We start from the raw sequence: 13,320 nt of genomic DNA, 5'->3' as shown, positions 1-13,320 counted from the left end.
GTCAGTTACGCAGCCGCGGCGCCTGCAACTGCTTACGGATAGTCTGCGCCAGTTCGTCCATCGACGGCTGTTCGGGATGTTCATCGCTGGCTTCACTACTGAGCTGCGCTTCCGCGAGGTAGGTGTGAACAGGCTGGCCGTCCTCATCTTCCATCACAACATGATACCAGGGGGCCGCGCGCAGTTCATCGTTGGCGCCGATTTCATCCGCGGCGGGCTCGTCAAGCGAATACTCTGGATCGATATCAACGATTACGCCAAGGTAGCCGAGTAGCGTATGGCGAACCTGTTGGCCGATACCGAATTTGCTGGCAATCATAGTCACCTCCCGGGAAACGCTGGCGCCCACTGTATCCATCATCTTCAAATGTTCTTGAGTCATTAGAATAACGTGTGGGCGATGTTCCGCTTTTCAAGTTACATGACGCGACAGGCAAACCCTTTCAGATACAGACCTTCCGGGTAGGTTGCGATCACCGGGTGATCGGCAGCCTGACGGAACTGCTCTATAAATTGTACATCACGCCCGGCATCTATTGCGGCGTCGGCGATGATTTTCTGAAATAAATCGGTGGTCATCAGGCCGGAACAGGAGAAAGTCAGCAGTACGCCACCTGGGTTCAACAGCTGGATCGCCAGCATATTAATGTCTTTATAGCCGCGGCAGGCGCCCATCAGCTGGCTTTTGTTTTCGACGAATTTCGGCGGATCCATGACGATGACATCGAATTTTTCCCCCTGATCGCGATATTTACGCAGCAGTTTGAACACGTCATCGCGTACGAATTCGGCTTTCGACAGATCCAGCTTATTCAGCTCAACGTTCTGTCTGGCGACATCCAGCGCCTCCTGTGAGGTATCAACGCTGGTGACCTGACGGCAGCCGCCCATCAGCGCAGAAACCGCGAATCCGCCGGTATAAGAGAAGCAGTTGAGGACGCGCTTATCGGCGACGTAGCGGCGGGTCGCCAGACGGCTATCGCGCTGATCGAGATAGTAGCCGGTTTTATGGCCGCCCTGGATATCCACCAGCAGCTGCATACCGTGTTCGGTAATAGGCAGCAGCGCCGGCGGCAGTTCGCCTACCACCGGGCCTTGCGCCAGATCCAATCCTTCTTTTTTACGTACCGCCACATCGCTGCGATCGTAGATCGAGCATTGCGGGAACAGGGTTTGCAGAGCGCTAACGATAGCCGCACGCTGATATTCCGCGCCGGCGCTCAACAGCTGCAGGACGAAGAAATCGCCAAAGCGATCGATTGTCACGCCTGGCAGGCCGTCGGATTCCCCGGCGATTAAACGATAGCTGTCAAGACCATCGCGTTCGGCCAGCCATTGACGCCAGGTTTGCGCCTGCTGCAGGCGACGCTCAAAAAAAGCATTATCGATAGCTTCATGACGATCGAAACTCCAGACGCGGGCGCGGATCTGCGAGGAGGGCGAATAGGCGCCGCGAGCAAGCCATTTCCCCTGCGAATCAACGATATCGATCGTCTCGCCGGAGCGAGCTTTACCTTCCATCCGGGCGACGGCGCCGGAGAAAATCCATGGATGGCGACGCAGCAGGGATTTCTCGCGTCCTTTGGCTAATACTAAGCGTGGGATAATGGAATCTGTCATGGGGCTACCTTTAAGCGACGGAGCGTCGGCACCGAAAAATGGCGCGTAGATTAGCATAACTGGCTGGGGCAAGCACCATTCCTGCCGCCGTCGGGCGGATGTTTTAGCGTCAGGCAAAAGCGATTATGCTGGCGATAATTTGCTATGCTCTGCATCAGGATAGCGCAGTTGAGGAGGTAATAATGGCGAAGGTATGCACGATGGCGTGGGTTCACGGAGTCGTTCAGGGCGTGGGATTCCGCTATTCAACGCAGCGTGAAGCGCTGCAGCTGGGACTGACCGGTTATGCGCGAAATCTGGATGATGGCAGCGTGGAAGTGCTGGCCTGCGGACAAGCGGAACAGGTGGAAAAACTGATTGCCTGGCTTAAGGCCGGCGGTCCGCGTAGCGCAAGGGTCGACAGGGTGTTAATCGAGCCCCATCAACCCACCAGAGAGTGGCAAAAATTCGCCATTCTCTATTAAATGCACTTCACCGGTTTAGGCAGGCCGGCGATTTTCGTCGCCTGCTTGGCCGGCCCTTTGGGGAATAACCGGTACAGATAGCGGCTGTTGCCTTTCTCTTCACCGAATTTATTCGCCATTGCTTTGACCAGCATACGGATGGCTGGCGAAGTGTTGAATTCCAGATAAAAATCGCGCACGAAGCGCACTACTTCCCAGTGTTCGACGGACAGGGTGATCCCTTCCTGTGCGGCGATAACTTCCGCCATCGCTTCACTCCACTGAGTCGTCTCTTTCAGATAGCCTTCGCTATCGGTCTCTATTTCACTGCCTTCAAAGATAAACATGATTTTTCACATAATGCGGAAACTGCGCGCAGTGTAGCAAAAAATAAGGCCCCGCATAAGCGAGGCCTGGTGTTGCAGGAGAGAAGGTTAGTCTCTGCTGGCGAAGCCGAGGATGCTCAGCAGGCTGACGAAAATGTTGTACAGCGAAACATACAGGCTAACGGTGGCGCGAATGTAGTTGGTCTCGCCGCCGCGGATGATGTTGCTGGTTTCAAACAAAATCGCGCCGGAAGAGATAAGGATGAACACCGCGCTGATGGCCAGATGCAGAGCCGGCAGCTGCAGGAAGATGTTCGCCACCATACCAATCAGAACGACCACCACGCCCGCCATCAGCATGCCGCCGAGGAAGGACATGTCTTTGCGCGTCGTCAATACGTAAGCCGAGCAGCAGAAGAAGACCAGCGCGGTGCCGCCCAGCGCCAGGCCGATCAAATCGCCCATGCCTGCGGAGAGGTAAGCGTTCAGCATTGGCCCCAGAATGTAGCCGAGGAAGCCGGTAAAGGCGAAGGCCGCCAGAATACCGCTTGGTTTATTAGCCAGTTTGTAGGTCAGGAACATCAGACCATACATGCCCACCAGGGTGAGGATAAGCCCCGGAGACGGCAGCATCAGCACGGTGCTGGCGGTGGCGGTGATAGCCGAAAACGCCAGCGTCAGGCTGAGCAGAAAATAGGTGTTACGCAGAACTTTGTGCGTGCTGAGCAGCGATGAACGGTCACGCGATGAGGTAATTATACGATCCATGAGTCACTCTCTTATGACAGATGTAATTAGTTATGAAGCATAAGAAAAGCGAGCCGAAAGCCATAATGCTTTTACCCATCTTTACTCAGATCCCGGCGCCGGTGGGATAGCTTTTTATTCTGGAAAAATGGATTACGACAGTATGTTTATGCGTTCAGCGGCGGAAAGCAGATCTGAATCTTATAGGTCACTGAAAAATATTGCCTTAATGTCAGTCAGCGACTAAGTGTGGAAGGGGTATCAACGAAGCATAAAGGCAAGGGAAATGAAACTACAACAATATAACCACATCACGCACGCATTACTGGTTTTGGGGTTACTCGGCAGCGCGGCCGCGGCAATGGCCGCCCAGGTCCCGCAGGGTACCGAACTTGCAGCAAAACAGGAGCTCGTCAGGAACAACGGTAATGAACCCGCCTCGCTCGATCCGCATAAGGTCGAAAGCGACGTTGAGTATAATATCATCAGCGATCTGTTCGAAGGGTTGGTGAGCGTTTCGCCGCAGGGCGAGATTCAGCCGCGGCTGGCGCTGAAGTGGGAGAATAAAGATAACCTCGTCTGGACTTTCCATCTGCGCCCTGGCATCACCTGGTCCGATGGGACAGCGATTACCGCGCAGGATATCGTCTGGAGCTGGCAGCGGCTGGTCACGCCGACCACCGCTTCGCCGTACGCCAGCTATCCGGGTAATATGCATATCGTTAACGCCCGCGATATTTCGGAGGGAAAACAGTCGCCGGAAACTCTCGGCGTAAAAGCGCTGGACGATACCACGCTGCAGGTCACGTTGGATCAGCCTAACGCCGCCTTCCTCGCAATGCTTGCTCACCCGTCGCTGGTGCCTATTGATAAGGTGCTGGTGGAGCGCTTTGGGGATAAATGGACTAAACCGGAACATATTGTGACCAGCGGCCCTTACACGCTTTCGAAGTGGGTCGTCAACGAGCGCATCGTGGCGCAACGCAATCCTAAGTACTGGGATAATGAACATACGGTAATCAATAAAGTGACCTATCTACCGATTACTTCCGAAGCGGCGGATGTGAATCGTTATAAAGCCGGTGAGATAGATATTGTTTATACGCTGCCGGTGAACCAGTTTGCGTTACTCAAGAAAACGATGGGCTCGCAGCTGAATGTTTCTCCACAGCTGGCGACCTACTATTACGAACTCAATACCACTAAACCGCCCTTTAATGACCCCAGAGTGCGACGGGCGCTCAACATGGGGCTGGATAAAGATATCATCGCCGATAAGGTGATGGGGCAGGGGCAGCGTCCGGCATGGCTGATTAGCCAGCCCGATATCGGCGGCGTTACGCTTAAACAACCGGATTACGCCAGCTGGCCGCGCGACAAACGCATTGCCGAGGCAAAAAAACTGCTTAACGAGGCGGGTTTTAACGAAAGTCATCCGCTGGTCTTTAACCTGCTTTATAACACCTCGGAGACGCACCAGCGCATTGCCATCGCCGCCAGTTCGATGTGGAAGAAAAATCTTGGCGTAGAGGCGAAGCTGCAGAATCAGGAGTGGAAGACCATGCTGGATACCATGCATACGCATAATTTTGATGCTGTGCGTTATGCCTGGATCGCGGATTATGACGATGCGGCGTCATTCCTCAATAACTTCCGCACCGGCGACAGCGAAAACACCAGTCAGTACAGTAACCCGGCCTATGATAAAGCGCTGCATGATGCGGCGAAGGCGGCGGATACCACCGCGCGAGGCAAATTCTATCAGCAAGCGGAGGATCTGTTGGCTGAGGATGTGCCCGCGATTCCGGTTTATCACTACGTGCGTACCCATTTAGTGAAGCCGTGGGTCGGTGGGTTCGAGCCGGATAAGCTGGGCTATTACTACACCAAAGATATGTACATCATAAAACACTGAGTCAAAGGGCGTTCTTAACGCCGAATTTCTGCGCAAACTGCCTGAAATTCAGACGAATAACGCAGATTTGTTTGTTTTTAAGGCAGTTGAACAAAATGATGCTTTACAGCATCGGCAGAGGTGTTTATAGTGCGCCCCATACCGGAAGCGTGGCCGAGCGGTTGAAGGCACCGGTCTTGAAAACCGGCGACCCGAAAGGGTTCTAGAGTTCGAATCTCTACGCTTCCGCCAAATATAAGCCCCGAGCTAATTATTAGCTCGGGGCTTTTTCTTTTTTATCGGTATTAAGTTGCCATCTGGTATGCCATAACTGTCTGGCTGTGATGCTGAGCTTGAGAATTCGTCGGACAATACCACCGTCATGCGCCTGAACATCCATCAGACTCAGCATACCTGACTTCTTCATCGAATCACTCCATATGCTGCTTTCAAAATTGCGGGTAATGGCTTTTATGGCGGCTTCTGGTTTCTCTATCAGCCAGCTGCCACGGTGGAAGTCCTGAGTCATAGCCCAGCCGAGGACCGTTTTCCCTGATACTGCGGGTCAGTGCCGAGATATCGGCAAGTTGCTGAATGAGCGTTTCAATCTGTGCCAGTGCAGTGTTACGCCCGGTAATGGTACGTTCAATGCTGGTGAAGCGAATCACGTCGGTATGGTCGATTAATACTTCAGGTTCAGTTTGCATGTTGTTATCTCCATAAATTAAATGACCCGCAATCATGAACGCATCGAACCGGTTCTCGTTGCAACCTGAGCACTAGAACAAATATTATGAACCTATGTGCGCCCCCTCTTGTTTTATTGAGGGGGCGCGGCTTAGAAGATATTGAAGCTGTAGCCGACGATAAACTTCACGTCGTTACGATCGGTTTTATAGTTGCTGTCCGTCGCCCTGAACAGTGCAGGGAGCAGGGTGAAGGAGAGGCCTTTCGCCATGCCCTCTGCTACCGAGTAGCGAGCGGATAGATCGAAAGACACCATACTACCGTCGTACTTTCTCACTGAACCGGTTTTGCTGACATCGCTCACCACATGCCAGCCGTAGGTTCCGGCCCCTCCCAGGGTTAGCTCCGGTAGATTAAAATCTGCGAAGTTATAACTCACGCCAAAACGAACAGCATGGGCTCCGGAAACGTTAAAGTCTTCCAGCTGTGACAGCGTTGGCTGATAATCACGCTTATCGGAGTTCGCCCACGGGGTTAAGCGGAAGTTGTAATCCCCGGTGTTGGGTGCGTAGTTCTGACTGTAGCCGAGCGACCACACGGTATTGTTGTGACTCAGGTTAAAACCTATCCCAACATAGTATTCCGTTGATGGATCTTTAATCTTCGACAGATCTTCGATGTAGCGGGCGCCCTGATAGAAGAGCTTACTTTGCAGGGAGAAAGCTTTGGTCAAAGTATCGTTCCGTTCGACCAGCGCCTGCCAGTTGCGACGATAGCCTTTACCTTCGCCGTAACCAACGTCGAGAACGGTATTTCCGAAGTTATAGACCGCACCCACCGTGTGAATGTAATCGATGATTTCACCGGCTTTAATAATTTTGCCATTGTCATCAAGCCCGGCGGCGTTGTTCTGGTGCCAGGCCGTAGTCATCGGTTTAAAATCACGGCTCCAGTCGTTCTTGAAGCGGTCGGCCCAGGCGTAGGTTAGCCGCAGTTTATCGAGGGTCAGGGCACTGTCGAACCCGCGGAAGGCGTGGGGGTTGAGACCCCAACTGCTTTTAACGGTACCGGAGTTGATGGGGGTATAACCCGCCGCCAGCTTGAAGTTGGTACCTGCATCGCCAAGATTGAGCTTTAGTGCGGCAACCGACACGCTCATGTAGGACTTCTCGCACGGGCTGAACTTGCCTGGCTGGCCACATTCGTAGTCGTAGTAAAGGATCTCCGACTGACCGACAGTATGCCCGAGTTTGATGTTGGCGTTACCCCAGAAATCAAAGCCAATGACATCTTTGTAATAGCCAGAAATATAGCTAATCGCCACGTTACCGGTCTGGTTCTGGATCCCGGCCGGACCCAGTCCGTATTTACCGGTAGTAGGATCTTTGACTGCACGATGACGAATGTATAACGAGGTATTGAAGTTTAATTTGCCTTCATCATAAAATGCTTTCTCAAACTGCGAAGGCGCTTCATAATCCGTTTCTTCTTCCGCAAAGGCATTTGGGGCAATAAAAAGCAACAGCGATGCACACAGAGAAACTCTGAGCTTATGACTTGTCATTATTATATACCTTATAAAACCCTGTATTGTAGGGCGAGGGGACGTAATACTTATTTAAAATTATTGTTATTTATCAGTTCCGGGATCTGGGTGCCATATTTTTCCAGGAGATATTCATTATGTTGCGCCGAATTAGCAATATTACCGCTCAGAAACACCGGTAGACATTTATTATCACGCCCCAGCTTTGCGATGATTTCTGCAAACAGGCTGTGCATAATAAAGAGCCCGGTCATCGAGGAGACTGGCGCAAACGGCGTCGTATGATCCGCAAGCGACAGCACCGCATCACCGATGGGCACCTGGTTATCTATCGCGATATCTGCGCAGTCGCGCAGTTTGAGGCCAGCCTTGTGCTTCGACGGTTGGGTCTCGGCATATAGGAAACTGGTCAGCGCCAACGTAAATGCCCCATGCTCTCTTGCCCACAATGCCGCATCCACCGGCGCGGGGTTGATCCCGGAAGTTGAAATAACAATTAATGCATCTTTATTGGTTATCGCGAACTTCTCCAGATGCCCGGCGATATAATCATTTTGCTTTTCATAATACGATGAAGCTGCCGCACCTTCATGTAGCATTAAAGGCTCGATAAATATCGGCCGGACTGGGGCGATACCGCCGGCGCGATAAAACATATCTTCAGCGAAAATATGTGAGTGACCACAGCCGAAAATATAAATCACACCACCCTGATTAATGACCTTTGCCAGTTGCCCGGCGGCGGAGGTGATTTTATGGCTTTCCTGTTGGGTAATATCGTTAAGTTTCTTCTGGACGATATTTAAATAACTTTGAATCATTGTCATAACCAGTATCCTGACCATTGCGGTTGGTAGATTCGGTATAACGCTTCCATGTAGAAGTAATCCCCCCAGAGATTACATTCATCGATGCCTTTGCCAAGGGCATAGGCGTAAACACCGTGTTTAAGTAAGCCTTCGCAGGCGTCGTCATCGCGGGCAGAAGCGCCGCGCATTAATGCCTGCAGAAGCTGACGCGCCAGTTTCTCGTACCCGGCCTCCGGGAAGTGCTTGTGCGCTTCGAGCAGGCCGCACACGGCAATGGCCAGCGCGGAGCTGTCTTTTGGCGCCGCCGGATCAGTGGCAAGCAGCAGATCCCAGGCCGGAACACCGTCCTCCGGCAGGTAGCGGAAGAAGTACTCGCAGGCCTGCTGCCAGCGCTCGTAGTAGTCGGTTTCCCCGGTGGCAGACCAGTGAAGTGGGATCCCGAGAATGGCCCACGCCTGTCCGCGCGCCCAACAGGAGTTATCGCTGTACCCCTGGAAGGTTTTCCCGTGTGAAGGCGCACCGCTTTTCGGGTCAAAATAGAAGGTATGGAAAGTAGAGCCATCTGCGCGAAAAATGTTGTTGATAACCGCCGCATAGTGACGTTCAGCAACGATTCTATAACGCGACTCACCGCTGATCTTCGCCGCCACGTGGAGCAGAGGAAGGTTAATCAGTGAATCGATAATAAGCCGGTACTCCTGCGGGTCATTAAGCGTTCCCCAGGCCTGGATAAAACCGGCGCTGTCGTGAAAACGATTCACCAGCAGATCGGCCGCCGCCACGATAAGCGGGGTTAACTCGTCGCGCTCCGTCAGTTTCCAGTGCGCGACCGCCGACAGGCTATAAAGGAAGCCGATATCGTGATGGTCAAGGACATGGTGTGCCACCAGGCGCGCTTTAAAACTGACGACGTTACGTTCAACGCCGTCCAGGTATGCCGTATCGCCGCTGAACTCCCAGGCCATGGCCTGCATCCCGGTCCAAAAACCATTGGTCCAGTCGTTATTCTCTTTCAGGACATAGCGATTGTTGTGAGTGCAGGCGGAGGGGAATTTCTCGCCATACAGGCCCATGTTGCGCGTGATGCGCTGCACACATGCCGCCAGCGCATCCCGACAGTCGTCGGGAGTGATAGCAGGAAAGGGCAGCGGTGCGAGGCGATTAGACAGAGTCTCTTTCATGTTTTTCCCCTACAGCGTAAACACGCGCTCTTTGTACTGACTCATCAGCGCATCGTTGTATTCTTTGCCACCGGCCAGATTGATGCTGCGCATCACCGGCGGCGCGATACCCTGTTCCAGCAGCATCTCGATGCAGCGGATTACTACGTTATTGATGATGAAGGCCGCAGAAAGCGAGGACACCGGGCCGGTCATGATGTTGCCGTTATCCATACTCAGCGTGCAGTCACCGGCCGGACAGCCGTTATCGAGAATGACGTCGGCATATTCGCAAATGCTCTCGCTCGTTGATACCGACTCTCCGGTGTAGCGGGTGATTACAACCAGCTTCAGTCCCATCTCTTTAACCTTGCGTGCCAGCTCAACGTGCAGCGGCTTGGTGCCGGAGTTGGAGATAATCACAAAGCAGTCTGCCTCGCGCAGATCCAGCAGCCCGGAAAAGATATCGCCAATCCCTTTGAGCGAATCAAACCAGCCGGTTGGTCCATAGAACTGATCGATGGCTTTGGTGTTGACCAGGCCACCCGCACGACCGGCCAGCTCGACCGCCGCGGCAAACGAATGGCCGGAGCCAAAACCGTGAATGATGCCGTTGGCTTTGACGCACTCGGCAAACAGCGCCGCCGCCTGCTCAACTTCAGCACTCTGAGTAAGAAACACCTGATCCAGCGTTGCTAATACATGCTGATAATACTGCTGCTGATGTGGTGACATTCCTTATCCCTTATCGGCTTTTAAAAACGTAGTGATACAGGCGTTTGGTTCTTCCGGGGTCATCTGTGCTGTGACCGCTACGCCTTTTTCCAGCAACGCGTTGATGGCAGCAATCTCTGCATCGTTAACGCTTACCGAACGTTTAATCTGGCGACGATCGTCTTTGTTGGACATATTGCCGATATTGAGCTGGGTGAGGGCAGCGCCGCAGTTCATCAGCTTCAGCGCCAGCTCCGGCGTTTTCAGCAGGATCAGAACGCGCTGACCGTCGTAGTTCCCGGCGAGGATATTGGCGCTCGCTTTCTCAAAAGAGAGAATAGAGGTGTTGCAGCCTTCCGGTGCCGCACTGCGCAGCAGCATCTTTTCGACGTCGTTTGCAGCAACGGTGTCGTCAATCACCATAATGCGGTTGGCGTTGAAATGGCTTACCCAGCGGGTAGCCACCTGGCCGTGGATCAGTCGGTCATCGACGCGGATGTGAACAATACCTTTCATAATAACTTCCTTAAATCAATGTGTTGCTTAACCGAGAATATTCAGGTTGTAGCCAACGATACCTAAAATAATCAGAACGAAAATGACGCGAGTTGAGTTCATCTTTTTGAGCCCCAGCAGCCAGTAAGTGAACCCCACAACCAGCAGTGGAATAAGCCCCGGCATTATCTGGTCGGCAATGCTCTGCAGCTTCAGCGACACTTCGCCGTAGCTGAACTCAAAGTTAAGATTTGCCTTCACCACCGAGGGAATAAGCGCCCCGATGACCGTCAGCCCGAGAATGTTGGCCGCACGGGTAATTTTGTTGAGGCTGTTGGTCAACGATCCCAGCAGGTTCACCCCTTCCTGATACCCTTTACTGATGCTAAAGCGCATAAACAACATGCGAACCAGAGCGAATAGCAGCCAGAGGATAAGCCCTACCGGGTTGCCCTGTAGCGCGAGGTATGACGCGACGGAACCGATAATGGTGGTCGGGATAACGAAGAACAACGTATCTCCGATGCCCGCCAGCGGCCCCATCAGACCGGTCTTAATCCCGGCAACGGCATCTTTACCCGCAAGCCCGGTCTGCTCTTCCAGGGCGATATTTACCCCGAGGATCCCAGGCGCCATGGTGTTGTTGGTGTTAAAGAATTGGCTGTGTACTTTAGCTGCATCCTTCTGCTCTTCAGGTCTGGTGTATTTCTTCTCAAGGAACGGGTAGATGCTGTACAGATAGCCCAGACCCTGCATTTTTTCGTAGTTCCAGCCAGACTGACCGAAGAGAAACCAGCGCCAGAATACGCGTGTTAGTACTTTATTCATCGCCCATTGCTCCATTTGCCGGGGACTCGGTGGTTTGCGTTGCCTGTTTTTCTGAGTTGAAGACGTAAAGCGCAATCGCCAGTCCCAGCAGTGCGGCACCCAGCACCGGCACTTTCAGATAGGCCGACAGAAAGAAGCCCAGAATCAGGAATGAGATGTTCTTCTTAATCGGTAAATAACGAAGCAGGATGGCGATACCCAATGCAGGCAGTACGCCGCCGGCGACTTTCAGACCGTTCATGATGGAAGCAGGGATCCAGGTCACGACGTCATTAACGAAGGTTGCCCCGAGGAGCAGCGCTAACAGCACCGGCAGCATCCGCGAGAGCGAGATCGGCACCTGGCCCAGCAGGTTCATTCTTGCCGCCGCCTTCACCTGACCGTCTTCAATCAGCTTATCGGCCTTATGATGAATAAAGGTGTTGGTGAAGCGGGCGAGGATATCCAGCTGCACCATTAAGAGCCCAATCGGTACGGCAATGGTGGCACCGAACGCCGCGCCCTGGCCGCTGATGATGGCAAAGGTGGTTCCCAGCACCGCGCCGGTCATGTAGTCCGGAATCGATGCGCCGCCGAAGTTACCCACGCCCAGCACCAGCAGGTTCAGGGTGCCGCCAACGATAAGACCGGTGTTCATGTCACCCATAATCATCCCGGCAAAGAAGCCCGCCATGCTAGGTTTCACCAGCCCAAGCGTCGTGTTGTTGCCGTCATATATCGCCAGCCCTGAATAGAGCGTTAGTAACGCTATCTGCCAGACCGCAATGTGCTCCATTTTTTATTCGTCTCCGTCATTTGTTTGCGCGCCAAGCGCTGCCTGCTGTAAATGGTAAATACCATCACGCGCCGTTGTTATTATTTCATTCAGCGAGGCGGGAGTATGATTTTCATCAATCGCCATCGTTATTTCGAGAATTAAGTTTAAATTCATCCCAGAGAGTAGGGTGATATTATCCCACAGGTTGTTGCTGACAATAACCTCCATTGCGGAGTTATACGGCGAACCGCTTTTTAAATCAGAAAGAATAATAATGTTTGATTCTGCTGTACTGAGGGCGGTTATTTTATCGCGAAGTTCCTGTTTAAATACTGCTATACCTTTCTCACCATCGAGTTCAACTACATGGAGGTTAGGCTGTGCGCCGAGAATCAATTCTGTAGCCTGTCTGGCGCCGCTGGCGAAACCTCCATGAGAGATTAATAATATTTGATTCATCCTGCCCCCTTATCTGGTGTTCTGATTTCAATATAAAATGATTCTAACCGTTTCCAGGTTTCAATATATTCAATGATCTGGCCCTGCTCGTTATTGGTAAAACGCTTCATCATGATAACGGGCTGATTGGCGCCGAGACCAAGGTGCTGCAGTACTTCAGGCTCGACATCGGTTTGGGCGCAGATAGTTTGTCGGTACGGCATGGTATACATATCAAGACCATTGTTGACTTTAAATGCCTCGTAAATGGAACTGAGAGCCGAGTTCTTAACCGTCAATTTACTGGAAAAATAGTGAGCCGGTATATGGGAAATTTGCAGTGCGTAAGGTTTGTTGCTGTCAAATTTCAAGCGCGCAATGCGGTAATATCTTTCATCATCTTTTAAACCAAGCTTTTCTTTAATGTCAGAAACGTTTTCTAATTCGCATTGGATAACTTTAACTGACTGCATACCTTTTAAATCGTTATCTGACTCTGAAAAAATAATACTCTCATTGCGTTTGGCTTTCGAAACAAAAGTACCTTTTCCCTGGTAGCGGATCAAATAACCATCATTCACTAATTCATGAATGGCACGAATTACCGTGGCAGAACTCACAGAGTAGCGTTCTTTTAATTCCGACTCGCTGTAAAATTTTTCGCCGGGCTTAAAGGTACCGTCTCTAATTTCGTCTAACAGGGCCGTTTTAATCACCTGGTATTTCGTTGACTGTGCCGATGCTTTCATTGTTTCGCCAGTTTCTGTCTACATTGATTTTATTTCGTAGTCTTACGATACCTGTACCAGTTTGCCCGATCAACCACTCAACACAACTTAACCGGTTAACCTGTTAA

At 52.0% G+C, this 13,320-nt stretch carries 15 protein-coding genes, 1 tRNA gene and 1 pseudogene; 3 read left to right on the top strand and 14 right to left on the bottom strand.

The features are described from left to right. Position 1: 1 nt before the first annotated feature. Both hspQ and rlmI read right to left on the bottom strand, forming a co-directional pair. Positions 2–319, bottom strand: coding sequence for a heat shock protein HspQ (gene hspQ, locus ABLV17_RS01780; protein ID WP_015367415.1), 318 nt, complete (start codon positions 317–319; stop codon positions 2–4). A 98-nt stretch (positions 320–417) separates the two neighbouring features. Next, positions 418–1,620, bottom strand: a complete 1,203-nt coding sequence (gene rlmI / locus ABLV17_RS01775) for a 23S rRNA (cytosine(1962)-C(5))-methyltransferase RlmI (RefSeq protein WP_015367414.1) — start codon at positions 1,618–1,620, stop codon at positions 418–420. A gap of 182 nt (positions 1,621–1,802) precedes the next feature. Between rlmI and yccX the strand changes: the two genes are divergently transcribed. Further along, entirely contained in the window at positions 1,803–2,084 is a 282-nt protein-coding gene (gene yccX / locus ABLV17_RS01770; protein ID WP_308958465.1) for an acylphosphatase, read from the top strand. Here yccX and tusE read toward each other — a convergent pair. Next, on the bottom strand, positions 2,081–2,410 hold the full coding sequence (tusE, locus tag ABLV17_RS01765) for a sulfurtransferase TusE (protein ID WP_045360166.1): 330 nt from the start codon (positions 2,408–2,410) through the stop codon (positions 2,081–2,083). The two genes, yccX and tusE, sit on opposite strands and share 4 nt — an antisense overlap. Positions 2,411–2,497: 87 nt before the next feature. Beyond that, the gene (gene yccA, locus ABLV17_RS01760) at positions 2,498–3,157 is read right to left on the bottom strand and encodes an FtsH protease modulator YccA (protein ID WP_015704916.1); all 660 of its coding nucleotides are present in this window, start codon (positions 3,155–3,157) and stop codon (positions 2,498–2,500) included. Between the two features lie 265 nt (positions 3,158–3,422). Between yccA and ABLV17_RS01755 the strand changes: the two genes are divergently transcribed. Further along, entirely contained in the window at positions 3,423–5,051 is a 1,629-nt protein-coding gene (locus ABLV17_RS01755) for an ABC transporter substrate-binding protein (RefSeq protein WP_308958464.1), read from the top strand. 143 nt (positions 5,052–5,194) lie between these two features. Continuing rightward, a tRNA-Ser gene (locus ABLV17_RS01750) sits at positions 5,195–5,282 on the top strand. 127 nt (positions 5,283–5,409) lie between these two features. Here the strand turns inward: ABLV17_RS01750 and ABLV17_RS01745 are convergent. The 10 genes and pseudogenes from ABLV17_RS01745 to ABLV17_RS01700 form a co-directional block, all read right to left on the bottom strand. After that, positions 5,410–5,737, bottom strand: a pseudogene (locus ABLV17_RS01745) (restriction endonuclease subunit M); the annotation flags it as partial. 131 nt (positions 5,738–5,868) lie between these two features. Then, positions 5,869–7,281: an OprD family outer membrane porin gene (locus ABLV17_RS01740; RefSeq protein ID WP_308958463.1), complete on the bottom strand. Its 1,413-nt coding sequence runs from the start codon at positions 7,279–7,281 to the stop codon at positions 5,869–5,871. A gap of 50 nt (positions 7,282–7,331) precedes the next feature. Next, positions 7,332–8,108 (bottom strand): SIS domain-containing protein, encoded by a 777-nt coding sequence (locus tag ABLV17_RS01735; RefSeq protein WP_348854060.1) that lies wholly within the window; start codon positions 8,106–8,108, stop codon positions 7,332–7,334. Beyond that, on the bottom strand, positions 8,087–9,253 hold the full coding sequence (locus ABLV17_RS01730) for a glycoside hydrolase family 88 protein (protein ID WP_049045495.1): 1,167 nt from the start codon (positions 9,251–9,253) through the stop codon (positions 8,087–8,089). The genes ABLV17_RS01735 and ABLV17_RS01730 overlap by 22 nt, the downstream gene beginning before the upstream one ends. Before the next feature lie 9 nt (positions 9,254–9,262). Beyond that, complete coding sequence (locus ABLV17_RS01725; protein ID WP_308959155.1) at positions 9,263–9,967, bottom strand: sugar isomerase domain-containing protein; 705 nt, start codon at positions 9,965–9,967, stop codon at positions 9,263–9,265. Between the two features lie 3 nt (positions 9,968–9,970). Beyond that, positions 9,971–10,462 carry a PTS sugar transporter subunit IIB gene (locus tag ABLV17_RS01720; RefSeq protein ID WP_047041836.1) on the bottom strand — a complete coding sequence of 164 codons (492 nt, stop codon included), beginning with the start codon at positions 10,460–10,462 and terminating at the stop codon, positions 9,971–9,973. Between the two features lie 27 nt (positions 10,463–10,489). Beyond that, positions 10,490–11,269, bottom strand: coding sequence for a PTS system mannose/fructose/sorbose family transporter subunit IID (locus tag ABLV17_RS01715; protein WP_047041835.1), 780 nt, complete (start codon positions 11,267–11,269; stop codon positions 10,490–10,492). Beyond that, on the bottom strand, positions 11,262–12,044 hold the full coding sequence (locus tag ABLV17_RS01710) for a PTS sugar transporter subunit IIC (RefSeq protein WP_045375555.1): 783 nt from the start codon (positions 12,042–12,044) through the stop codon (positions 11,262–11,264). Before ABLV17_RS01710 ends, ABLV17_RS01715 begins: the two co-directional genes overlap by 8 nt. A gap of 3 nt (positions 12,045–12,047) precedes the next feature. Beyond that, the gene (locus tag ABLV17_RS01705; RefSeq protein ID WP_308958570.1) at positions 12,048–12,485 is read right to left on the bottom strand and encodes a PTS fructose transporter subunit IIA; all 438 of its coding nucleotides are present in this window, start codon (positions 12,483–12,485) and stop codon (positions 12,048–12,050) included. Further along, positions 12,482–13,213, bottom strand: a complete 732-nt coding sequence (locus ABLV17_RS01700; protein WP_000647589.1) for a GntR family transcriptional regulator — start codon at positions 13,211–13,213, stop codon at positions 12,482–12,484. The genes ABLV17_RS01705 and ABLV17_RS01700 overlap by 4 nt, the downstream gene beginning before the upstream one ends. Positions 13,214–13,320 lie beyond the last annotated feature (107 nt).

The sequence above is a fragment of the Klebsiella sp. CN_Kp091 genome (genome assembly GCF_040065095.1).
Taxonomy (GTDB): domain Bacteria; phylum Pseudomonadota; class Gammaproteobacteria; order Enterobacterales; family Enterobacteriaceae; genus Klebsiella; species Klebsiella aerogenes.
The sequence above is the reverse complement of the archived record's forward strand: the minus strand, read 5'-3'. Positions and strand labels throughout refer to the sequence as shown.

Coding starts and splice junctions, on each gene's coding strand:
- ABLV17_RS01715 (WP_047041835.1), bottom strand. CDS start 11,269: ATGAATAAAGTACTAACACGCGTATTCTGGCGCTGGTTTCTCTTCGGT.
- ABLV17_RS01725 (WP_308959155.1), bottom strand. CDS start 9,967: ATGTCACCACATCAGCAGCAGTATTATCAGCATGTATTAGCAACGCTG.
- yccA (WP_015704916.1), bottom strand. CDS start 3,157: ATGGATCGTATAATTACCTCATCGCGTGACCGTTCATCGCTGCTCAGC.
- yccX (WP_308958465.1), top strand. CDS start 1,803: ATGGCGAAGGTATGCACGATGGCGTGGGTTCACGGAGTCGTTCAGGGC.
- rlmI (WP_015367414.1), bottom strand. CDS start 1,620: ATGACAGATTCCATTATCCCACGCTTAGTATTAGCCAAAGGACGCGAG.
- ABLV17_RS01740 (WP_308958463.1), bottom strand. CDS start 7,281: ATGACAAGTCATAAGCTCAGAGTTTCTCTGTGTGCATCGCTGTTGCTT.
- ABLV17_RS01755 (WP_308958464.1), top strand. CDS start 3,423: ATGAAACTACAACAATATAACCACATCACGCACGCATTACTGGTTTTG.
- ABLV17_RS01730 (WP_049045495.1), bottom strand. CDS start 9,253: ATGAAAGAGACTCTGTCTAATCGCCTCGCACCGCTGCCCTTTCCTGCT.
- ABLV17_RS01705 (WP_308958570.1), bottom strand. CDS start 12,485: ATGAATCAAATATTATTAATCTCTCATGGAGGTTTCGCCAGCGGCGCC.
- ABLV17_RS01710 (WP_045375555.1), bottom strand. CDS start 12,044: ATGGAGCACATTGCGGTCTGGCAGATAGCGTTACTAACGCTCTATTCA.
- ABLV17_RS01735 (WP_348854060.1), bottom strand. CDS start 8,108: ATGGTCAGGATACTGGTTATGACAATGATTCAAAGTTATTTAAATATC.
- hspQ (WP_015367415.1), bottom strand. CDS start 319: ATGATTGCCAGCAAATTCGGTATCGGCCAACAGGTTCGCCATACGCTA.
- ABLV17_RS01700 (WP_000647589.1), bottom strand. CDS start 13,213: ATGAAAGCATCGGCACAGTCAACGAAATACCAGGTGATTAAAACGGCC.
- ABLV17_RS01720 (WP_047041836.1), bottom strand. CDS start 10,462: ATGAAAGGTATTGTTCACATCCGCGTCGATGACCGACTGATCCACGGC.
- tusE (WP_045360166.1), bottom strand. CDS start 2,410: ATGTTTATCTTTGAAGGCAGTGAAATAGAGACCGATAGCGAAGGCTAT.